23 protein-coding genes are annotated in these 22,022 nt (G+C 58.6%); 7 read left to right on the forward strand and 16 right to left on the reverse strand.

The window, feature by feature from the left end; all coding sequences use genetic code 11:
* Positions 1-62 precede the first annotated feature (62 nt).
* Both MTX19_RS27405 and MTX19_RS27410 read right to left on the reverse strand, forming a co-directional pair.
* Positions 63-665: a hypothetical protein gene (locus MTX19_RS27405; protein ID WP_280980174.1), complete on the reverse strand. Its 603-nt coding sequence runs from the start codon at positions 663-665 to the stop codon at positions 63-65.
* Positions 662-994 carry a DUF6364 family protein gene (locus tag MTX19_RS27410; RefSeq protein WP_280980175.1) on the reverse strand — a complete coding sequence of 111 codons (333 nt, stop codon included), beginning with the start codon at positions 992-994 and terminating at the stop codon, positions 662-664. The genes MTX19_RS27405 and MTX19_RS27410 overlap by 4 nt, the downstream gene beginning before the upstream one ends.
* A gap of 652 nt (positions 995-1,646) precedes the next feature.
* On the opposite strand from MTX19_RS27410, the gene MTX19_RS27415 reads away from it, so the two are divergent.
* Both MTX19_RS27415 and MTX19_RS27420 read left to right on the forward strand, forming a co-directional pair.
* Positions 1,647-2,390 (forward strand): hypothetical protein, encoded by a 744-nt coding sequence (locus MTX19_RS27415; RefSeq protein ID WP_280972775.1) that lies wholly within the window; start codon positions 1,647-1,649, stop codon positions 2,388-2,390.
* A 90-nt stretch (positions 2,391-2,480) separates the two neighbouring features.
* Entirely contained in the window at positions 2,481-2,750 is a 270-nt protein-coding gene (locus MTX19_RS27420; protein ID WP_280980176.1) for an SPW repeat protein, read from the forward strand.
* 461 nt (positions 2,751-3,211) lie between these two features.
* On the opposite strand, the gene MTX19_RS27425 is transcribed toward MTX19_RS27420, so the two are convergent.
* From MTX19_RS27425 to MTX19_RS27470, 10 genes are all read right to left on the reverse strand, one after another.
* Positions 3,212-4,774, reverse strand: coding sequence for an FGGY family carbohydrate kinase (locus tag MTX19_RS27425; protein ID WP_280980177.1), 1,563 nt, complete (start codon positions 4,772-4,774; stop codon positions 3,212-3,214).
* Between the two features lie 12 nt (positions 4,775-4,786).
* Positions 4,787-5,371 (reverse strand): transglutaminase domain-containing protein, encoded by a 585-nt coding sequence (locus MTX19_RS27430; RefSeq protein WP_280980178.1) that lies wholly within the window; start codon positions 5,369-5,371, stop codon positions 4,787-4,789.
* Between the two features lie 29 nt (positions 5,372-5,400).
* The gene (locus MTX19_RS27435; protein ID WP_280980179.1) at positions 5,401-6,114 is read right to left on the reverse strand and encodes an ABC transporter ATP-binding protein; all 714 of its coding nucleotides are present in this window, start codon (positions 6,112-6,114) and stop codon (positions 5,401-5,403) included.
* Positions 6,115-6,116: 2 nt separating this feature from the next.
* Positions 6,117-6,848 (reverse strand): ABC transporter ATP-binding protein, encoded by a 732-nt coding sequence (locus MTX19_RS27440; protein ID WP_280972780.1) that lies wholly within the window; start codon positions 6,846-6,848, stop codon positions 6,117-6,119.
* Positions 6,845-7,924, reverse strand: a complete 1,080-nt coding sequence (locus MTX19_RS27445) for an ABC transporter permease (RefSeq protein ID WP_280980180.1) — start codon at positions 7,922-7,924, stop codon at positions 6,845-6,847. Before MTX19_RS27445 ends, MTX19_RS27440 begins: the two co-directional genes overlap by 4 nt.
* On the reverse strand, positions 7,921-8,820 hold the full coding sequence (locus tag MTX19_RS27450; protein ID WP_280972782.1) for a branched-chain amino acid ABC transporter permease: 900 nt from the start codon (positions 8,818-8,820) through the stop codon (positions 7,921-7,923). The genes MTX19_RS27445 and MTX19_RS27450 overlap by 4 nt, the downstream gene beginning before the upstream one ends.
* A gap of 88 nt (positions 8,821-8,908) precedes the next feature.
* Positions 8,909-10,417 carry an ABC transporter substrate-binding protein gene (locus tag MTX19_RS27455; RefSeq protein ID WP_280972783.1) on the reverse strand — a complete coding sequence of 503 codons (1,509 nt, stop codon included), beginning with the start codon at positions 10,415-10,417 and terminating at the stop codon, positions 8,909-8,911.
* A 30-nt stretch (positions 10,418-10,447) separates the two neighbouring features.
* Complete coding sequence (locus tag MTX19_RS27460) at positions 10,448-11,488, reverse strand: sugar-binding domain-containing protein (protein WP_280980181.1); 1,041 nt, start codon at positions 11,486-11,488, stop codon at positions 10,448-10,450.
* Between the two features lie 565 nt (positions 11,489-12,053).
* Entirely contained in the window at positions 12,054-13,421 is a 1,368-nt protein-coding gene (locus MTX19_RS27465) for a phenylacetate--CoA ligase family protein (protein ID WP_280980182.1), read from the reverse strand.
* A 193-nt stretch (positions 13,422-13,614) separates the two neighbouring features.
* Positions 13,615-14,292 (reverse strand): protein-L-isoaspartate(D-aspartate) O-methyltransferase, encoded by a 678-nt coding sequence (locus MTX19_RS27470; protein WP_280980183.1) that lies wholly within the window; start codon positions 14,290-14,292, stop codon positions 13,615-13,617.
* Positions 14,293-15,092: 800 nt separating this feature from the next.
* Between MTX19_RS27470 and soxC the strand changes: the two genes are divergently transcribed.
* From soxC to MTX19_RS27485, 3 genes are all read left to right on the forward strand, one after another.
* Entirely contained in the window at positions 15,093-16,382 is a 1,290-nt protein-coding gene (gene soxC / locus MTX19_RS27475; protein ID WP_280984894.1) for a sulfite dehydrogenase, read from the forward strand.
* A complete protein-coding gene (locus MTX19_RS27480) occupies positions 16,369-16,941 on the forward strand; it encodes a cytochrome c (RefSeq protein WP_280980184.1) in 573 nt (190 codons plus the stop codon). The genes soxC and MTX19_RS27480 overlap by 14 nt, the downstream gene beginning before the upstream one ends.
* Before the next feature lie 100 nt (positions 16,942-17,041).
* Entirely contained in the window at positions 17,042-17,278 is a 237-nt protein-coding gene (locus tag MTX19_RS27485) for a hypothetical protein (protein ID WP_280980185.1), read from the forward strand.
* A gap of 583 nt (positions 17,279-17,861) precedes the next feature.
* On the opposite strand, the gene tnpA is transcribed toward MTX19_RS27485, so the two are convergent.
* Entirely contained in the window at positions 17,862-18,326 is a 465-nt protein-coding gene (tnpA, locus tag MTX19_RS27490) for an IS200/IS605 family transposase (RefSeq protein ID WP_280984622.1), read from the reverse strand.
* A 194-nt stretch (positions 18,327-18,520) separates the two neighbouring features.
* Here tnpA and MTX19_RS27495 point away from each other — a divergent pair, with 194 nt between their 5' ends.
* Positions 18,521-19,132, forward strand: coding sequence for a mechanosensitive ion channel family protein (locus tag MTX19_RS27495; RefSeq protein WP_280980186.1), 612 nt, complete (start codon positions 18,521-18,523; stop codon positions 19,130-19,132).
* A 14-nt stretch (positions 19,133-19,146) separates the two neighbouring features.
* The gene (locus tag MTX19_RS27500; protein WP_280980187.1) at positions 19,147-19,692 is read left to right on the forward strand and encodes a DUF4337 domain-containing protein; all 546 of its coding nucleotides are present in this window, start codon (positions 19,147-19,149) and stop codon (positions 19,690-19,692) included.
* A gap of 130 nt (positions 19,693-19,822) precedes the next feature.
* On the opposite strand, the gene MTX19_RS27505 is transcribed toward MTX19_RS27500, so the two are convergent.
* The 3 genes from MTX19_RS27505 to MTX19_RS27515 all read right to left on the reverse strand — a co-directional run bounded on the left by MTX19_RS27505 (position 19,823) and on the right by MTX19_RS27515 (position 21,583).
* Complete coding sequence (locus MTX19_RS27505) at positions 19,823-20,065, reverse strand: hypothetical protein (RefSeq protein WP_280980188.1); 243 nt, start codon at positions 20,063-20,065, stop codon at positions 19,823-19,825.
* A gap of 138 nt (positions 20,066-20,203) precedes the next feature.
* Positions 20,204-20,647 carry an OsmC family protein gene (locus tag MTX19_RS27510; protein WP_280980189.1) on the reverse strand — a complete coding sequence of 148 codons (444 nt, stop codon included), beginning with the start codon at positions 20,645-20,647 and terminating at the stop codon, positions 20,204-20,206.
* Positions 20,648-21,091: 444 nt separating this feature from the next.
* Positions 21,092-21,583 (reverse strand): hypothetical protein, encoded by a 492-nt coding sequence (locus MTX19_RS27515; RefSeq protein WP_280980190.1) that lies wholly within the window; start codon positions 21,581-21,583, stop codon positions 21,092-21,094.
* Between the last annotated feature and the right edge of the window lie 439 nt (positions 21,584-22,022).

Genomic DNA, 22,022 nt, shown 5'->3' on the forward strand with positions numbered 1-22,022 from the left:
CGCGACCGCCGACGATTGAGATTGATCGGCGGACTGCATAGCCGCTCGGCTTCCTAGACGTCTTACCGATTGCCTGGCACCCAGGAGCTTCCAATCGCCGCAGGTTCGTCGACGCCGTCTGGCAGATCGGTAAACGCGCGCGCGTTGGCAGGACGTCTGTCGGGTTTTGAAGGGTGCGTCATCTCGTGGATGATCTTGTCGGCGGAATCGATGATGCCGACCCGTTCAAGCCCCCTGAGCATTCCGACCGTTGAAAGCAGATGAAGATTTGGCGGCTTGTTGAAGACGCGAACGCCCGCATCTTCAAACAGAATGGCCACCGGCTCGCCCGTCGCCACGTATTTGGACATACCATCGTCTGAGGTCATGAAATCGACGATGGCGAGTTCACCCGCATTTTTCTTTGGCCTTCCGCCAGCTTTCCGCTTTGCGCGCGCTTCGGATCCAATGTCGGTATTCTCGATGACGAACGGCGGCTGGTGACCGTCGATGAAGGCTTTGACGTCCTTGTCCTTCGGATAGGACGTATCGCTCGTCAGTTCATCGTAGACTGCGTCCACCACAACCAAGCGCATGTCGAGCGCCAACAATAGGTCCAGGCGATCTGCGACCCACAGACTGTTGAATGGCCCGGCATCCGGAATGATAACGGTGCAGCGCTTCACGATTGCCTCCAGAGCTTCGTGAAGGTCGTCGCCTGGTTCTCGATTTCATGCGGCGGTGCCGACGGCATCGGCAAATCCGCATCCCCCAGCGCAACAAGAAGCTCCGCATAATCGCGCAGCCCCAGCATCCGAATGGCCTCGCTTCTGGACAACTGCCCCTGCGAGTAAGCGAGAAGCGGATCGTCCGCGATTGGATTCTCGCCCGACGACGTGACTGCCTCGAGATGTGAGCGGATGATCGCGGTCATGGTCGTGCCGTGCTCGGCGGCATAGGCCTTGGCCCGCGACACCAGCTTATCGGGCAAATTCAAAGTGGTGTTTCTCTGCATGCCACGTCTCCACATATATATGTGAACATCGGGAATTTATCCAGATTCCGTAACGATTTCAATCACTATTTCATTCCGCTAAGGCAGGTGAATGCTCATTCAAAGGCGACCGAAGTGACGAGCCCATGAAAATCCCGCGCTGTTCGTCCGCCAGATGTGGCTCCAGTCTCGACGACGACTTCGACTACGGGGCTGACGATGGGGCGCTCGACCCCAAGCCATAACCATCGGCGGTTCCCGCTTCTCTGATCAGCGGCTTGTTTCCATCTATCGCCGCACGCGCCATCATCGATGTGCATAAAGCCATCGGAGAATTAGATGCGGTGGGACCTGTCCTCACGAATCCTACGACCTGCAGTCCCTTCATCGCCCCTACGCGAGGGGAATGGCACCGTCAAACACTACGTGTGGTGTACCCCTGAGCAAACGGGATAAGCAGTTAGGCCGACTAGGACGAATACTGGTTCGCGAACAGGTATACGTTCGAATGGAAGGACTTCTGCGCGCAGCTGCAGTTCACCTCATTGGTCACCTTGACCTTCTCGGTCGACCGATGAAATGAAAGAACGATAGCCGGATGGGAGTTTGAATACTGGGAACACCGTTACATCAGAGCGCGAAGACGCCGAGACGCCTGGCACCGGGCCTATTGTTGCTGTGTGCGTTCACGATTCTTGGCTTCAGCGGGCTGTACGTGGTGGGCGATTTGTCGAGATATCAGGAAGCTATCTCAAAAAGTGAGGGCCATGTTGCCATGCGCGGCGTGAGCAATCCTGAACAACTGGATCAAGCGCTAAAGCAACATCCCTCAAACGTGATTTTGAAAATGATCGCACTGGCAAGTCTGGATGCGACCGAGATGGATGCTGCCGCTCGAAGGCTATTAACCGGCGCCGAGCAAAAGGATCTTCCGAAAGCAATCGATCTAGCTTCCAGTCGCAGTGATCTAGACGCACTTCTTCGCGATCTGAAAGCCGCCGAGGGTAGTATCGCTACCTTTGAGCCCCGCTACATCGCTCTGGTCAATTCCAAGCGCGACAAACTGGAAGGCGAGGCTCGCTCACTCCGTGTTGGAAACGATACAATTCGCAGATTCATGAGCATGGTCGATGCGCAGCACACCGAAATAATTGCCGTAGCTGCCAAGTTGGCGGCCGCGCACGCCGAATATTACAAGGCTTATGACAAGTGTGTGACGCTCCTGCTGAGGGAGTTTGGCATCTACAAAGTGAAAGATGGTCAGTTCGTATTTCCGTTTCAATTGACTGCAGACAACTACAATCGTGCAGCGGCGGCAATGATGGCTGCCACAAAACGCATTGCCGAGTTGGACGATGAAATGACCGCCCTGGGTCCGTCCCAGCTGAACAGATGGAAGGCCTTCGTTGAACAATAATTGAGACGAAAGGCAGCGCTGCTGGCCCACCAATCAGTGCGATCTATCCGCCGACGCGCTTCACGGCACGGGAGACCAGCTGCCTGGCACATGTCCTGGATCGCGCGGGCGGCGATCGCCATTCTGGCCGTCTTTTCAATCGTCGATCTCTTCGAAGCCGTTCCTATTCCCGAAATCTTTGAATCGGAAGAATGGATCAATCTAAGTGTCGGCCTATGGGTCGCGGTATGTCCGTGGGTCCTCGGCTTTCACCGCGACATAAGCGCAAGAAACGTTTACTTTGTCATCGGGCTCATCATCGCTGTGATCGCGGCCGTGGAGCTATGGCTGCTGCGTCACACGCCGCACTCAAAGGCCTAAGCAGCTTAGCCGCTGGCGAATAATCCTCTCCATGCCGCCGCATCGCCGCATCTGGAAGCGATCTGACTGCTAAGCTTCACTCGGTCGAGTTCACGTGGGGTCGCGGGCGCCTTTCGTGGGGTCGCGGGCGCCTTTAAGGCGTTATTTGCTCACATCGCGAATGGGCTCGTCCTTCGAAGCGCGTTTCGGCGAGAACCGAAGTCTACGTCGGTGTGAAAATTGGCCAGCGGGCATACCAGTCCGGAGCGTCCGGCGAAGCGTTGACTTATGCATGGAGAGAACTGGATTCGCGTGTTTGCGGATCTGTTGGCAAGATCCGCAACCCAGCCTTCAAGAAGCTCCGCCTCCTCGTCGTGCTGAAGCGCGGTGTGACGGGCGGACAAGGTAGAAGGCCTCGGTCACTTAGCCGCAGTCGGAGCGGCTCGACACTTTCTGGAACTGAACCCGGCCGGCCGTGGCGCTCAAAAGTAGCGTTGCTGGAATTGATAGATTGCTTGATAGACGCCCGACTGCGCGTGAGCCTCATAGGCTTGGCGGAACACTTGGAACAGATCCTGATACAGGTTCGCGGTTTGGGGATCCGGATCGATCGCATGGTCGATGACGACCATGGCTTGCACAGCCTCGTCGACATCCGCGAAGTGGCCGGAACCCACCGCGCCGAGTATTGCCGCGCCCAGGACCGTGCATTCCCGATTGCGCAACAAAACGATGGGCCGGCCCAGAACGTTAGCGTGAATTTCCATGAACGGTCGCGAGCGCACGGCGCCACCGGTCATCCGAAGCTCCGATATGCCGCCCTTAAGGTCGCGCGCCATCCCGTCGACCATGAAACGGACTTCACAGGCACACCCTTCCAGCATTGCGCGAACGAGACAGCTGCGGTCGTGATCGAGCCCCAGCCCAAGAAAGGCGCCGCGCGCCATGGCATCGTAATAAGGCGTTACCTGGCCGGCGAAAAATGGATGGAACACCACGCCTCGACTGCCGGGCGGCGAAGCTTGCGCGGATTCGACGATCAGATCATAGACATTCGCTCCTTGCTCGGCCGCCTGCGCGCGCTCCAGCTGACCGAAATGGTCGCGCCACCATTTGAGGCAGCTGCCGATCGAAAATGCACCGCCCTCGGCATCCCATTTACTCGGCACGGCGTGACCGCCGACATAGGGGGCCGAACCGGTAACGAGGTCGGGGCTGTCGAGATGTGCGACCATCATTGCCGCGGTCCCGATGGTCACCTCGGCCAATCCCTGCTTCGTCACGCCGGCACCAACCGCCGCGCACTGCTGATCGCCGCCGCCACGGCACACCGGCGTGCCCGCAGGCAACCGAAGCTGCTGGGCGGATTGACGCGAAAGCTTGCCCACCGGGCTGGCCGGTTTGCCGACCGCTGGGAACAGGCTCGGATTAAGTTCGGCAGCCTCGATGACGTCCTTGCTCCAATCGAGGCTGCGGATGTCCAGCATTCCATTCAAGGTCAGCGACGAAGGATCGCTCTCGAGACGGTCGGCCCCAAGCCGGTGCAGGAAAAACTCCTGACCATTGCAGACATGACGCACGCGCCGCATGAGATCCGGGCGATGGCGCACGAGCCAGGCGAGTTTTGCGATTGACCAGCTTCCGGATATGGGCATGCCGGTGATGCTTCGGAAGCGATCCATGCCGAGCCGCTCGGCCAGCAAAGGCTCCATGTCCTTTGCTCGACTGTCGTTCCACAGCACGCAGGGCGCGAGTGGGCGATATTGCTCGTCGAGGAGAATGAAAGTTCCGCGCTGGCTCGACAGGCCGACCGATCGGATGAGTCCATCGCGCACGTTCGCCTGCGCTCGCGCGGTCTGACTGGCCTTGCAGATGCCGCGCCAGACATCCTCCACGTCTTGTTCGATCCACCCCGGGTGCGGATAAATGCAAGGGTAATCGCAGTAGCCGCTCCCGAGCTCGTTGCCAGCTCCGTCGAAGAGCGCAACCTTAGCACCGGTTGTGCCCGCGTCTACCCCCACAAAGACATCAGTTGCCGTCATCATTGGCACATTCGGTCAGAGTGTCGCCATCCATCCGGTCAGCCGCTCGAAGAAACGCGTCCGCTTCTCGCGTTCCGCCGGGCTCAATTGCGCAAGCAACTCGGCCTTCCGCGCAGCCAAATCCTCGACGGCCGGATACTCCCTGATCGGCGTTGCAGCGAGCACCGTGTCGCCGGTTCCCGGCCAATTGCGGTTCACCGGAAACCCGAATGGCATCAAGGCATCATGCCAGGTCGCGTCAAGTTTGAGCCAGTGCTGATCCTCAAGCACGCGGAGATAGTGATGAAAATCGCAGACGGGATCACCCTCGATCATCACGCGCAGGTCTGCCGGCATGGAAGGATGCGACGGGACGCCGCGATTGAAATGGGCAAAGATGGTGATGATCTCTGCATCATGGCCGGTTTGACAGAGCAGATCGCGCAGGAGAATGTGCTTACCCGAACAAGACCCCACATTGTTGGTGATGACCTTCACGGGATCCCGATCCCCGACCGAGCCGTAGGGGATGTTGCGGACAGCGTGGTAGAGGTCCGCTAACTCGGTCTTCTCGTCCTTGACATACCTACGCAGGAACGTCGCGTAACTGGATTCTGACATTGTCTCGAATATCCTTCAGCAGGTGGAGATCAGATTGCCAAGTGTTCCGCCAGAACTTCTCGATGCTGGAGAGCTTCCCAGGTCAAGGTCGCGACCACGCTCCCCTTGTCCATGGCATATGCGCGTTGCGCCAGGTGTGAAATCAGTCCAACATTCTGCTCGACCAGAAGAATCGAAAGGCCTTCTTCGCGGTTGAGTCTGGTCAGGCTCTCGCCGATTTCCAGGACGATGCTCGGTTGTATGCCGAGCGACGGTTCGTCCAGCAGCAACAGTTCCGGTCGACCGACGAGCGCACGACCGATCGCCAGCATCTGCTGCTGGCCGCCGCTGAAGGTTCCGGCGAGCTGACGCCGTCTCGCGTGCAGTATCGGGAAATACGCATACACCAGATCGTAGCGTGGTCTGACCTTCGCCTGATTGATACCCTCCCCCATCAACAAGTTTTCCTCGACTGTGAGTTCGGGAAAGATCTCCCGCCCTTGGGGCACGTAACCCATGCCCAGCGCCGCGCGTTGATGCGGCGGCAAATTCGTAATTGCTCGCCCCTTGAACCGTATCGATCCAGAGCGGGTGGGGAGCAGCCCGATGAGAGCCTTCATCAATGTCGACTTGCCAACTCCATTGCGCCCAATCGTTGCGACGATTTCGCCCGCCTCGATCCTCAGGTTGACGCCTTGCAGGATATCGCCGCTACCATATCCAGCCACCAAGTCCTGCACCTCGATGAGAGATCCGAGTGTCATTCTCATCGCTCACCTAGATAGATTCGCCGGACCTCCTGATTAGCCTCAATCTCCTCCAGAACGCCTTCACTGAAGATCTGTCCATTGTGCAGCACCGTGACGCGGCGCGCGATGTGGCGCACAAACTCCATATCGTGCTCCACCACCAGCACCGTGAGGCCCTGCTTGTTGAGGTCGATCAGGAAACGTGCCGTCCGCGCGGTCTCGTCGGGAGTCATTCCAGCGGTTGGCTCATCGAGCAGAAGAAGGTCGGGCTCGGTGGATAGCGTAAGGCAGATTTCGAGCCACTGCTGGTGACTGTGGGGCAGCTCGCCGGCCTTGACCTCTGGTCGTGACGCCAGATCGAGGCTGTGCAGCGCCCACCTCACTCGTTCGTTTTCGCGTTCGAACTGAACGCCGCTCGCGATGAGCAGATTCTGTGCGACCGTCAGGTCGCGATAGATGCGGGTGGTCTGAAATTTCTGGCACAAGCCCTTGCGGACCCGGCGATGAGGCGGTAGCCGGGTGATGTCCTCGCCCTTGAACCAGATGTGACCCCGGTCTGGTCGGTGAAGGCCTGACAACAAGCCGAACAACGTTGACTTTCCTGCTCCATTTGGACCGATGAGGCAACGTAACTCGCCAGCAGACACCAGCAAACTGAGATGATCGACGGCCATAACGCCGCCGAAGGATTTCACGAGATCTTCGGTCCGCAACAGCGGTCGCGCATCTCGATCAGTGAGCTCGCTCATTGCCGCACCCGCATCACATCATGTGCCTTCGGTCGCCAACGCCGGTAACCGCGCGCCAACGACATGATGATCCCTTCCGGGAAGAACACCATGGTCAGGAGCAATAGAACTCCCATGATCAGAAAGGCATATTCACCGCCTCTGACCGCCAATGTGTCTGCCAACCAACGCAGGATCAATGTTGATACCAAAACAGCGACCAAACTCTTGCGTCCGCCAACCGCCGTCCAGATCACCGGCAAGGTTGCCATCAGCATTCCCGTGCTTGCGGGGTTGATGTAGTTTCCCCAGGAGACGTAGAGGACACCACTGAGTCCAGCCAATGCCGCGGCCAGGACAAACACCTGGATTTGAATGATGGCAACGTTGTATCCAAGCGAGCGCGTACGCTCAGAATCGTCCCGGATCGCGATCACAACGTGTCCGTATCGGGAATTCACCAAGATCCGAAGGCCGAGATAAATCATCAGCGTCAGCACGACGACGAGGTAATAAAGGGCTGCGCTCGCGCTGACGAAAGTGATCGAGCCGATTTGAATCGACGGAATTCCGGTCATCCCATTGTAACCGCCCAACAGCACGCCGCCGACACGCCACTGGTAACCCGCCGTTTGCCCGAGGAAGGTTTCCAGGATCAACGACAGTACCAGAAGCAGCAGCGGGATGATCCATCCACTGACCTGTCCGTAAAAGACGAAGTATCCGAAGACGACGGCCACCAGGGCAGACGCCGAAATTCCCGCCGCCACGCCGACGAGCGTGCCGCCTGGAACGTCGCTCAGGTTGCCCGCCACCAATCCATAAACGTAACCGGCGATCACGAAGAACGCGCTCTGCCCGAAGCTGAGCACGCCGTTATAGCCCCACAAGAGCGAAAGCCCGAGTGCCATCGGAACGTAAAGACAAAAGTTCGCAATATTGGATAGACCGAACGCTGAGCCAAACGTCGGATACGCCAGGGCAATCACCGTCACCGCCACGAAACAGGTCCAGAACGCGGGTCCGTGTCCGAGCTCTTGGGGGCCATTGAGGATCCGCCACATCCTCGTCCCGGTGTTGGTGATTGGTGCTTTCACACCGACGCCCTCCCCATGCGCTGGTAACGCAGCTCCTGCCAATAGCCGGATAATCCGCGCGGAAGAAACCTGATCACCACGAGTGCCGCGACGAGTAGGCCGATGCGCCCGATGAAGGTGCCGAGAACACTGGACAGAGGCGTCGAGATCACGGCCAGCAACGCGGCGCTCGATAGCGCTCCAATGATGGGGTTGGCGCCGCCCCCGATCACGACGGTGATGAATGCGACATCGACGAATTGCGTACCCATCAGCGGAACAATCGTCGTGGTGGGGGCGTACAGCGCACCGGTGAGGCCGGCCAAGGCAGAACCGGCACCGAATGTGAGCAGGTAGATGTGGCGGGTGTCTACGCCGAGGGCGCGCGCCATATCCGCATTTTGCATTGTCGCCCGCGTGCGCACCCCGATCTTGGTGCGATAGAATGCCCACCAGGTCGCAAAAATCGCCGCAAGCGCGATGGCGAAAAGAAGAAGCCGATAGCCCCCGAACGAGTAGCCCCCATACGAGAAGGTCCACGCCGGCAGCGGCACGGACTGCATCGACGGACCAAGCGTCAGCAGAGTGCCCTGGCTCAGGATCAGACCGACGCTCCAGGTGGCGACAAGCGCGCCGAGCCTGTCACCGTAGAAGCGCCGGACAATGAACCGCTCCAGCGCCATGCCGAACAGACCAACGCCGACGACGCTGAGCATCATGCAAATCGGCAGTGGAAGATGGGCGCGGTTGTAAGCAAGCGTCGTGATATACGCGCCGAGCATTATCAACTCGCCATGAGCAAGATTGATGACGTTCACCACCCCAAGGATGATGATCAACCCGAGCGCGGCCAACAGCAGAAATGCCATGTTGTCCACGTACTGATACGCGAGGCTCACGAGGTCGGCATAGCTCATCGGTCCACCTTCCTCCAAGGAACATGCAATCCACGAGATCGGCGCACACCGGCGCTCGCTCCCCTGTCCCTCGACGTCCCGAATCGGACTAGGTCTTCTTCGCAAACTTCTTGAAGAACGGATCCTCATCCGGGATGTACTGTTTGGACTCCGACTTCCGCACCAGGTTCACGCCGAGCCGGCGCGTCCACCAGGGCTCTATGTGGGGCCATTCCGTCACGAACTGGATGTTATGCTTCTCGTCACAACGCGCGAGGCGGATGTATTGGCTGAGATGATGCGTGGCGGGATCCATAAAAACCCAGCCAGCCGGCGCCTCAACGCCGATGCCGGATTCCAGCGCCTCGATTACGGCCTCTTTCTGCGTCGAGCCGGCGAGGCGGACGGCCTTGGCATAGAGATGGGTCGCGACGTAGGCGCTATGGCCTTCCATGGCCATGTAGGGCTCGTCGGGGAACATCGCGCGCCAACGTTGCACGAACTTGTGATTACGCGGGGTTGGTATCTCCTCCATGTAACTTGCGGTCACGTGGAAGCGATCGAGAGACGGCGGTTGGAAGCGCCTATGCTCGTAGCCTTGCGCGATATTGATGCTCGACCCCATGGGGATTTTGAGGCCCGCGGCATTTGCTTGCGGATAGTAATTCGAGTGGTTCTGGCCCGTGATGTACATCATGAGCCAATCGGGCTTTGCCTGCTGAATACGCGCGATACTTGACGAAAATTGCGAAACGCTGAGCGGGATAAACTCCTCGCCAATCACCGTTGCCTTGAGCAGTGGAGCCATCGCCCGCGTCCACGCGGCGCTCAACTGGCCGAAATTGTAGTCCGCCGCCAAGGTGTAGATCTTTGGACCAAAGTTTTTGATCATGTATTGCATGACCGGTACGATCTGCTGTTCAGGGATTGCACCGGTGCAGAAGGTGTATTTGTCGGCTACGCCGCCTTCGTACTGGTTGTTGTAGAAGTAGAGCATCTTGTTTTGATACATGATCGGACGGATCGCCTCGCGCTCCGCGCTGGCGAATCCCGCCATGATGACGTCCACCTTGTCTTCGAGAATGAGTCGCCGTGATAAGGCCTGGAACTGGGTATTATCGGATTGCGGGTCGGGCGCAATGAGTTCAATCGAGCGACCGAGCACCCCCTTCTCGCCGGATTGGACCAGATACTCGTCGCCTTCCTTCCAAACCGTCGCGTCGAGCGTCTCGTCACCACCTCGGTCCACCACCTCCTTGATGTTGGCGGTCGGCGGATTTGCCGCGGTTTTGGCGAACACGCCAGGACCACCAGGCCCCTGAACACCGCCGTCGAGCGTCCAGCCATCGTTGATTTCCTTGATAGCCAATTGGGTCCCGTGCCACTTGTTGAGGCCGAAGATGGCGAAGTTGCCTGATCTATCTTCGAGAAGACCGAACTTGATCGAGGGTGTCTCAGCAGCGTTGGCCTGAATGTACGGAAAGGAACCGATGGCGGTCGCAGCGCCGGCCACTGCCGCGGCCTTCACGAAGTCTCGCCGCGAGACAGAGTCTTTGGGGGTGCGATCAGGAGACATACCAGCACCCTGTTCGGTAACGACAGAGAAATTAGCACTCATGTCTTCCTCCCTAGGATTTGGGACAATCGTTTAGTCGCATGTCCTCCGCAGATTAACTTTCGGTACTTTACTCGCGGGCGCAATGCGCGCCTTGGGCGCTGCGCGGACCTTGCCAGCCTTCGGCTGCAACGCCAGCACGGCGCGGGCCAGCGAACTGTCCGCGATCAGCGTATTGATAAATCCGCCCCGCATGGCCGCAGCAAGGGCTCGTGCCTTCGCCGCGCCAGTGGCTACACCCAAGGTGGTTGGAATGCGGCGAACATCGGCAAGGCCAATCGTGATCAGCCGATCGTAGAGCTCGGTTCGTACGACCTCTCCGTCATCGTCAATGAAATAGGAAAAGACATCGCCGACGGCTCCTGCCCTTTTCAAGGACTTCAATTCCGTCGCGGAAATGTACCCGCTCGCGATTAGCATGGACTGAATTGCCGGCCTAATCGCGCCGATACCGACAATCGCCAAATCGAGCTCACCGAAATATCTAAAAGTATCGCGGATATTGCTATCCCGCATCAGCAGTTCGCGCGTCCGACTGTTATCGACGATTCCTGGCGCATGCAGCAGGATGGGCTGCACATGAAGCTTCTGCGCAAGGCGACGCGTGACTTCGTGGCAATCGAACTGCATCGACAGCCTTTTGTTGCCGCCGGTGATTTGCACGACCTTCGTATTCGAAAGATCTAGAGGCTCGAGCGCGTTAATTAGTTCAAATGTCGTACTTCCCCATCCCACTCCGATCGTCCGATGCACGCTTAGCCTGTCTCTAAGAAACGAGACCGCCGATCGGCAAGTCACCTGCTTCATCTGATCCGGTGAAATGTCGGGCGGCACATCGACGATCAGGGCTGCCTTGAGCTTGAACGCTGTTTCGAGCGCCTTCCGGAGCTCAACGTTTTCGCCAGATGGGACGCGGATCTCGATATTGACCACGCCTGTGGCGACGGCCGCCTTAAGAAGTCGACCAACGCGGTGCCTCGAAATACCGAGACGATTTCCGATCTCAGCCATGGTGAGGTGGCTGCGATAATAGTGATGCGACACCCGCATCATCAGGTCGTAAGGGGTCGCCATGGGGCGTACCATCTGAGCAGACGACGCTCAATTGTACGGCGAGGTGGAAGCGCAGGTCAATACACGCGCCAGGAAAGTGTCCTGGGCGTGCAAATAGGCTTTATTTCTTATGCCTTCCGCGCTTTAGGGTAACGACGATGGGAACGGAACGAGGCTATCTTTAGGCGGGCTGCTGCAGATGAGTTCGCGGCGCTCAATATCGGGCACAGCGAGAGGCAGGGATCCCAAAATCGACAGGCCGATGCCACCACGTGACCGCATGTTCGCGGCTTCCGTTCCGCGTCAGCACACCATCTGCACTGCATGAGCCTTTTGTGCCCGAGCCTTTTGCATATGCGAAGGGTACGCCGTCGCGGGTTCAGCTTTTACGTCCTTAAATGCGAATATTGGAAGACCACGAACCTCAGATCGGGCGAAAGCCACGGTTATCGCGGAGACACGGAAGGAAGCGCAACTTGTAGCTGGCGGCTCGGCGACGGGGTGCAGCGGGCAGCAACGGATCCACAAAGATTGCGGGTGCAGCCGCTTTAGCAGCAGCGCGATCCGCCCCAAGTCTCATGAGTCTTCAAGCACCCAGAACCAGTGGGATCACGGTGCGGTACTTTCCGGCGGAGGATGGAACTGGCGGTTCGGCGCCCAACTCAACAGACACGTGACCAAGCCCATGCTCATTCAGCAGCTTGGTCAATTCGGAATGCACCGCCCGCCAAACCCGGTTTGGGTCCGCGTCGGCTGCGGGACGCAAGCGAACGCGCAATTGTGTTGGCGCAGTCTGCACTATCTGAAACAACTCCACACCGGGTACATGATCGATCTCAAGCACGAGCAGTGGCACTGCGACTTTCTCGCCGCGTTCGGTTGGAAACGTAAGGATGTCGGCGGCGCGGCCCCGCACGCGGATCGCCGGAAGCGGGTTGCCGCAAGGGCAAGGATCAGGTCGTTGCAGGATGCGGTCGCCGAGATCGTAGCGGAGGATCGGCTGCACGCGATTGGCGAGGTTGCTCACGAGGACCGTATGCGACTCCTCGCCGGGCGGAACCGGCCGATAGTTCGCATCGACGGGTTCGAGGATCACCCAATCGCTGTTGACGTGCTGCCAACCGTGTTCACAGCCGATGGCCATGAACAGGCATTCCGTCGCGGCGTAAACGGTCCGGACCTTGGCGTGGAATGCCCTTGCGATCCGGTCGTATCCGTCCTGCAAAAGCCCTTCCGAACTCGGAAGGACCAGCACCGGCCGAATATGCAGGCGACCGCCCTCCTGCTCGGCGGCCAATAGTGCCATGACGCTGGCGTATCCGACGAGCAGCGCCGGGCGGAACCGATTGAGTTCGGCGACCAGATCGCGTAACGGCGCCTGTGCCGGGAGCGCCCGGAATCGTCGGGCCGACCATTTTGTGCGGATTGCAGCAAAGCTGGTTGCGCCGATGTAATGGCCCCCCATTGCCAGCACCGACGCCGCGCGGCCGCCGCGGACGAGAAGACGAAACATGTCGCTGGCGCTAAGCCAGCCCATCATCATGCGCAGCGAAAAAGCGAGCGTCACCGTCCAATTGGGTTTGTCCAACAGAAATATTCCAGGTGTCCCGGTGCTGCCCGAAGTGGTTGCCACCGAATACTTGCCAATGAGCCGTTGCCCGATCAGCTCAGGGTTATCGACGAACGCTTGCACTGCCGCGAAACTAACCTCGCGGTCGGTGACCCAGTCGTCAAAATGACGCATTAGCTCTTGCTTATTAACCACCGGCAGCACGGACGAGCACTCAATTCGCTCCGGTAGATCCTGATAGAGTTCGCGATAATAGGGCGAATTGGCGCGAGCGAAGGCCACGACCTCGCCAAGGCGAGCCCGTTGTCGCTGCGCGATGGCGTTGAGACCTTGTGTCCTTGCGCGGCGCGCATCGAGCAACACTGATGAGATGCTTTCGCTCATGATAAGCGAACCCACTGCAGGCGAGCGCGTGGCGATGACATTCGACTTCGAACAACCGAGCCCGCCGTCGAGACATTGGCCTATAGTGACCTCGCGCGGTCGGAGTACACGTCGCGCGATATCTCGCCGGTCGCGGGGCGACCGCGGCTGATCCTCTCGATCATTGTGCGTTACGGATGCATCACCGGGCTCATCACAAGTCGGATCCAGTCCCTTCGAGTTGAGAGAACCGAACGGACAGAATCTCTTTCATCGTCATTCTGCCGTTGGCGAGCTTCTCGGCCAGAATGAGCTTCTGCGCATCGGGCAGGCCGGCCGGTATCACCATTTTTCCACCCGCTTTCAATTGGTGGATCAGCGGAGGAGGAATGAGATCGGGAGCGGCCGTCACGATCACCTTGTCAAAGGGTGCGTGCTCTGACCAACCGTGATAGCCATCGGCAATTTTGAGTTCGACATTGCTGCAGCGCTGCTGTCGGAGTCGTTGTTTCGCCGCTTGGCCGAGCTCTTCGATGATTTCAACGGAGTATACTTTGCGCGCCAGCTGCGCGAGGATGGCGGCCTGATAGCCAAGACCGGTACCGATTTCGAGAACGCTGTCGTGGGGCTCGATGTCGAGCAGATCGGTCATTAAGGCGACGATAAACGGCTGCGAGATCGTCTTTGCGAAGCCGATGGGAAGTGGAATATTGGCATATGCGTAGGGCTGAAGTTCGATTGGCACAAACTCATGCCGCGGCACCTTGCCCATGGCAGTCATGACGTGTTCGTCAAGCGCACTCTTGCCGATGGTGCCACGCAGCGTAAAGGCGCTGGCGGCGATGACCGTGAGCATATCTTCACGCAGGACCTCAAGGTCTTCTGCTCGCATTGACACCTTTCACGGGCGCACGATCGCAAAGCTTGCCCGACCTGATGCTCGCGGCGGTTTGCCCGCGAATCGCATCGGCATTGCGGAAAACCAAATCAGCGCTGGCCTCGCGCAGGCTATTGCAATAACCGGCCACCTGTCACGACGGCTCCCGCGGACGATGCAGGCGAGGGTTCCTCAAGTGGAACCCTGTCGCCCATGACGTGCTGAGGACCGTGAGACCGTGCAGGTGATTGAGGAGCGGAGACGCCTTCGAACGAGCTGGAAAGATTGTACAATTTCCGAGCCGCCCTCGAACTGGACATGTCGAAATCTTCGGGGTGGAGCGGGTCGCGACCATGCCGTCGGTAGGCATTTTTTTCACCAGCAATCCGGCACCGTTCCTTTGCTCACGCTACCCCATTTACATTTCAAGGCTCGTGCTGCTGCGGCGCGCCGGCGCGCTGCACGTGTGCGGGCGCTCCGTCACCACCGTGCGCGTGGCGAGACGACAGAAGGTGCCTTGGTCTCTGCCTCCCCAGCTGTTTGCGATGTCATCCACCTTAAACGCGAGATACAAGGGGTTGCGGTGTTTGCCGACACGACAATCGAAATTAGGCAGAGCTTTCTACCCTTTAGCGGGATATCATGAGCACGGAGGCCGATGAGAGCCAGAAAATTTCAGGGAGGAGGTCGTGAACAACGCGCCCGCTCTGATATTGGACGACAGGACCCGGCGAATGATCAATGAGATCATCACCGCCGAAGCGCGTCACTTGGCGCAACGCCGCGCACAGGGAGAATGCGCCTGCAAAGAGGGAATGTTCCCTGGCCGTGTGCCAACCGATCGCCGTGCATTCCTGTTTGCCGCCGGATCGACCGCGGGCGCCGCAGCTGCGGCCGTGCTTGGCAGCACGGCTCGTGCCGCAGACCAGAGGGCGCCGCCCGGCGCGCAGTATTTCGAGATTCCGGCCGATCCGACCAAAGAATTGGGGCGCGCGGTCGCGGCCGACGGCGGATATGGATCGCGGTCACAGTTCGAAAGCGAGGTGCGCTGGCGGTACCCTACGCCCAACGAATACACCTCGTGGAGCATGACGCCGCTCGACAAAATGCTCGGCAATCTGACGGCTTCGGGGCTGCATTTCGAACGTCACCACGGCGGTATCCCGACCATCGATCCGTTGCGGCACATGCTGCTTGTGCACGGCATGGTCAGTACGGCCAAGAAGTTCTCGATGGCGGACATAAAGCGGTTTCCCTCTGTGACCCGCAAGTATTTTATCGAATGCTCGGGCAATGGCCTGACCGAGTGGAACAAGCCGACGCTGAAGACCGTACAGGGCACGCATGGCCTGCTTAGCACCTCCGAATGGACCGGCGTACAGTTTGCCACCATCGCCCGCGAAGTTGGCCTCGATGACGGCGGCACCTGGGTGCTCGCTGAGGGCGCCGATGCGGCGGTGATGACGCGCAGCATCCCGCTGGAGAAGATGCTTAAGAATGGGCTCCTCGCCTACGGTCAGAATGGCGAGGCAATCCGTCCGGAGCAGGGCTACCCGCTGCGGCTGATCCTGCCGGGCTATGAAGGCAATACGCACATCAAATGGCTTCGCCGGCTTGAGGTCAGCGACAAGCCGTTCATGACCCGCGAAGAGACATCGAAATACACCGACCTGATGGCGAACGGGAAAGCGCGCCAATTTACTTTCGAAATGGAGGCGAAGTCGGTCATCACCTTCCCTTCGGGCGAGATGAAGCTGCCAGGACCTGGCTTCTACGACGTCACTGGTCTCGCATGGTCGGGCCGCGGCCGCGTCCAGTCGGTGGAAGTGTCGAGTGACGCCGGCAAGACCTGGTATCCGGCCCATATGGAGTCGATCCCGGAACCGATCTGCACCGTACGCTTCAGCTTTCCCTGGATCTGGGACGGCAAGCCCGCCGTGCTGCAAAGCCGCTGCACCGACGAGACCGGCTATATTCAGCCCACGCTGGCGCAACTGGTCGCCATCCGCGGAGCGAACGGGCCGTTCGGCTCGATCTATCATCTGAACGCCATCCAGAGCTGGGCCGTCGCCGCCGATGGGAGTGTGACCAATGTTCACGCGTGACGCCTGCGTCGGCGCAGCGTCGCTGTGCCTGGCTGCTCTTCCATTGACGGTTGGCGCGCTGGCGCAGGACACTCCTCCCTTCGGCTTCGGATCGCCGACGACGCAGCAAGAGCTTGCGAAATTCTTTGCGATCCCGCCTGACGGACGCGGCTTGCCGCCGGGCAGCGGCGACGCCACCTTGGGCGCCAAGATCTATGCGCAGAACTGCACCTCGTGCCACGGCGATCATCTGGAAGGCAATCCGGCGAAGGGCGTCGGCGGCGACAAACTGATCGGAGGGCGCGGCACGCTTGCCACAAAAACTCCGATCAAGACTGTCGAAAGTTACTGGCCCTATGCCACGACACTTTTCGATTACGTGAAGCGGGCGATGCCGTTCAACGCGCCCGGGTCGCTAAGCGACGACGACGTTTATAGCGTCGTCGCCTATATCCTCGCGCAAGCAACGATCATCAATCCGACCGAGACGATGAATGCGACCACCTTGCCCAAAGTGGTTATGCCCAATCGCGACGGCTTCGAGCCGGATCCGCGACCGGAGATGCAGCTTTATCGGTAAGCGGTAAGGAACGTTTTGCGACGACTCGCACGAAGCAGAGCGCGACCGCGGCAAGCCATTCGCCGCAGCGCGAAGCGCAATGCATCGTAGAACACCAATAATGCTTTTGATCATCCGCAGCGCGATCGAGAGCGCGCGGCTTTCGCTGTTGCGGGGCAGCGCTTCCGAGAACGCCAGCCGGTTCAATTCGAGAAAGCCATTCCAAGCAGTATCGCGCACCAGCCCGAGAATGTTGCCCTTGTCCATCGACGGGCCGAATGTCATCGCGCCTTCAAGCCGCCCGCCGATAAAAACGCCGAGCGCGAGGAACGCATTGTTGACGGTCTTGTGGCTGTAGTGCAGCCGGATGATCAGCGCGTCGGCCTCTTTTTTCGCGATCGGCGCGACGCGGATGTCCCTAGCCTGTCCCATGGTTAGTCACTGAGTTCGTAGCGCATGATTCGAGACTCCGGTTCGGGGGTTGCGGCGGTACATCAACCCACAACGGCCCGTCGCGGAGGCGCCAATGCTCAGTGAGACATGCGGGAGCGGCCGAACGTCCGGTTTGCGCCACAAGCGTCCCTTCCCGAGACGGGACGTTTTGACCCGGACCGTAATTTTCGATCTGCGGGACAGAATAAGGGCAACCACTCCGTCCCGAAGCCGCGACCACTCCCGTAGCGGAGTCTAATGCGTAAGTGCGCTGGGGGGCTGCTGAAGCCCCTCAGGCGCGGCTCCTGTAGCAGGCGCCGCCCTCGGACAAACGACTCGAATCTCACGATACCTTTGAAGCGCTCCCCCATTTCCCTCGACAACAACGCGGCCGCCTCCCGGACCGCGCGGACGTCGCTGGAAACGGCTCGGTCCTCCCTAGTAAGCCAATAACCTCCAGCAAAGCTGGAGGTTTGATTGGGAACCGCCAAAGGCGGTTTTAAGGGATGTTAGGACGATTGCTTGGATTTTGGGGCAGCTGAAATCTTTAGCTCAAACTGATCCAGTTGCTGGTCGGCCATTTCCTGATTCTTGATGTAGGCCCGGATCATTTCCTCATCGCGGCCGACGGTCGTGACAAAATATCCGCGTGCCCAGAATTTGTGGCCCAGGAAATTTCGCATCTTCCGTTCGACGTTCTGCGCGATCCAGATCGAACTCTTCCCCTTCATATACCCGATGATCTGCGCCACCGAATATTTCGGAGGTATCGATATCAGCATGTGGACATGATCCGGCATCAGGTGACCTTCCTCGATCCGGCACTCCTTCCGTCGTGCCAGATCGTGAAATACCTGGCCCAGATGTCGCTTGATCTTCCCGAACAGCAGCTTCTTGCGGTACTTCGGCGTAAACACGACGTGGTACTTGCACTCCCAAGTCGCGTGATTAAGATGATTGTACTCTGCTTCCATCATGGTCTCCTTGAGGGTTCTTGGCGGTTCCCCAAGGAGACTCCATGACTTCATTCCCGCAGCTGTAGAACTGCCGGTTTTCGCCCCGCCATAGGCGGGGGCTTAGCAGGCTTGGTTAGTCGGAACTCGCAAGGCGATATTCGCGTTCTAATAGGGTCGATCGTGTGTCTTGCTCCAAATGACTGGTTGACGTTATGACCCAGGTCGCCGAATGGCTTGATCACCATAACATCAATATCGTGACCGTCGCCGGGACCGTCGTGATCCTGATTGCGGCTGCAATTATCGTTCTTGTCCTCAGCCGGCTTCTTCAGCGGTGGCTGTCATATCTCCAGGGTCGCATACAGCTAACCAATGAGACCACTCTTATCATCAACCGCATCGTCGTTGTCGTTCTCTGGATCCTAACCGCGTTTGCCGTTCTCAACGTTTGGGGTGTCGGACTTGGTGGTATCTGGGCGGTTCTGGTCAGCGTCATAACGGTTATTGGCGTGGGCTTCCTTGCCACCTGGGCGATGGTCAGCAATTTTACCGCCAGCTTCTTTCTTTTGCTCTGGCGGCCGTTTCATTTCGGCCAGACCGTCGAGATTCTTCCTGAGAATTTGAAGGGACGGGTTACCGAGCGGAATCTGATGTTCACGACACTACGCGAAGAGAGCGGAAGTGTGCTGCAGATTCCAAATAACCTCTTCTTTCAGAAGATGTTTAGAGTGAGCGGTCGTGCCGTGGCTTCGACGGATGGTCCGCGCAAGCATGCCGGCTCTGCTCCTCTCGCTCCCGAGATGGACGATGCCACCAGACAATGAGTCCGTGCAGACAAATGGGTGATGAGCTGGACGTTCCGCATATTCCCGCCGGGGATCATCCGCTCGGCAAGTGGGTTGCAATCTTCACCGCAATCGTTGCGACTATGGGCGGCATAGTAGGCCACGAGGCCAGTCATATCGCAAACGAAGCGATCCTTTATAAGAACCAGGCGGTGTTGAAAAAGACCGATGCTTCCAATCAATGGGCCTACTACCAAGCGGTCAGCACCAAGTCGCACCTGATGGAATTGGCTAAGGAATTGACATCTCCACAAAGTCATCCGGGCTATGACGAAAAACTCGCGAAATATGCTCAGCAGAAGGATGAGATTCAGCAGAGGGCCAACGGGCTTGAGGAGCAGGTCAAGGCGGCGGACGCAAAGAGTGCGGCCCTACGGGAGCCACGGCAAAGCTTGTTTCTTGCGCTCGCCCTGTTTCAAATCGCAATTAGCGTCGCTTCTGTGACCGTATTAACTCGACAGGCATGGCTGTTTGCAATCGCAGGATTGGGAGCCCTGAGCGGCATCGGGTTTTGGATATCAGCTATCGCAAGCCACTGAAAAAGACCGCCTTGTTCTTGCGCCGCTGAAGTTTCTGCTGAAATCGCTGCAGTGCGTGAGTCTATTCGTGGCCATTCGCGTCATTTCGGCGCATTGCGGGGGCATAGCGGACATCAGTAAGCCGCACCAATCAAAAGGATGTCCGGACTATTGCTGGCAGCTGACATGCGGCTTCAGCGTTGTCCAACCCGCCGAGGGCTGCGGTGCGGCAACTCTTGATCGCCGACATCACCTTCAGCTGGTCGAGGCTGAGACGGCCGCCATGCCGGACCATGCGGAAGATATCTAGCAAGACTCGTCCTGATATTTCAAAATGGCTCAGCGGTGCAAAGGTCAGCCCGTATCGATGACCTCGTCTGGTCATCGAGATCAACTAGCTTCTCGGCGGGACGCCGAAGCGGCGGAGGACGCTCAAGAGGAAGAGTGATGCATATGCGAGGCCGAGAACTGGCGGTCAGCGCATTGCTCAAGGTTCGCGTCCGTCACGCTAGCTGCGCCGCGCGCGCCTTCGCTACGGTTCAATCCGAAGTTCAACTTGCACATCGGGGATGGCAGCTGCGATCGTGCCATATAGGGGGCATGCGGCCTGGTAGCCCTCGATGAGTTGCCGACCTTGCTGATCGGCGACTCCTTTCATCGTGAACCGCAGGCGTAAGGCATTGATTACCGTAAGATCTCGTCGTATCGGTCGGGAACGATCCACTCTGCCCGTGATCTCTACCATCACAGCTTTTAGCGGGATGCTCTCCCGCTTGGCGAGTGCTTGAACCAGTTCAACGCCACAGGCCGCCACGCCTGACAGGAGAACTTCGCCGTGGTTGATCGCTTCGCCGGGACCGCTTTCTCCCATGCCGTCGACGACAAAGTAGTGATTTCGTGCATTACAGAGCACGCGTCCGGACGTGTTAGTGGAAGCTGCTGTTGCAGCAGCTTCTTGGACTTCGGTCTGAGTCATTGCTCAACCTCGCATCGACGCCAACTCGCTTCACTTCTGCAGCCGGCGCTGCCGCTCGCATCGAGACCGAACGGTGGACGACGACACAGATCATCACGCACTGTTCAGAACCCAAGCTCATGGCGCTCGCCCCGCTAGAGACCGTTGCGCGTCGGATATCGCTCTCGGTTCTCTCGGTGAACTCAGATATTTGATGCCCGCCGCTATCCCAACTATCAAAAAGGTGATGAGAAGGAGCCCGAACAAGCTGCAGGCTATCAACATACCAGTCGACATAGTCGTCATATCCATGGGATTTTGCCTCCGCTCTGATTGGCGCAGCCGTCCCTCAGATCACGAGATAGCGATGCCAAATATGGAACCGGAGACCGCCGCTTTTAGCTAATTGAGAACAGCAAGTCGCTAGGCAGCGACTTTTGGCTAACCGCGACAACGCCGTACTAATTACCGGCGAGCGGTGGTTTCATGTTGCTTAAAACCGGACAGGGGTTTTCGTTCCCTTGATCTCGGGTAACCAAGGTGTCGGTTCAAAACTGGAGCGTGGTGGTCGCCGCTGCCGCGCCGCTGTTCCGATTGGTGATCGGCCATCGCCTGCTTACCACGCGCAATGCCGCGATGCACGCCCGCGCCACGCCGCTCGATTTCCGCATACGGGATTTCTTTCGGCATCAACCGCGCACGGGCATCGGGATTGAGAAAATAGATATAACGCATCTGGTAGCCATCGAGCGGCGTGCCCTGACCCGACCATGATCCGCCAGTCTTGGCGAAATGCGCAGCGCGGTCCTTGCCGGTGACTTGCGTCATCTTGTGCGTCACCGAGCCATCGGGCAATCGCAGCAGGCTTTTGTTCAGCTTGAGCCCCGTGAGCGTGAAACCGGCCGCGCGATAGATCGTCCCGTCGCCGCACTGGCATCCATCGGCGAACGAGATCACCCATTCGATGTGCGGATAATGCTTTTTTGATCATCCGCAGCGCGATCGAGAGCGCGCGGCTTTCGCTGTTGAGCGGCAGCGCCTCCGAGAACGCCAGCCGGTTCAGTTCGAGAAAGCCATTCCATGCCGTATCGCGCACCAGCCCGAGAATGTTGCCCTTGTCCATCGACGGACCAAACGTCATCGCGCCTTCAAGCCGCCCGCCTATAAAGACGCCGAGCGCGAGGAAGGCATTGTTGACAGTCTTGTGGCTGTAGTGCAGCCGAATTATCAGCGCGTCGGCGTCCTTCTTCGCGATCGGCGCGACGCGGATTTCTTTAGCCTGTCCCATGGTTAGTCGCTGAGTTCGAAGCGCATGATTCGAGACTCCGGGAGTCGCGGCGATACATCAACCTACAACGGCTGGTCGCGGAGGCGCCAACGCTCTGAATTCACTTCC

Origin of the sequence: Bradyrhizobium sp. ISRA464, from assembly GCF_029910095.1 — a bacterium.
Lineage (GTDB): Bacteria > Pseudomonadota > Alphaproteobacteria > Rhizobiales > Xanthobacteraceae > Bradyrhizobium.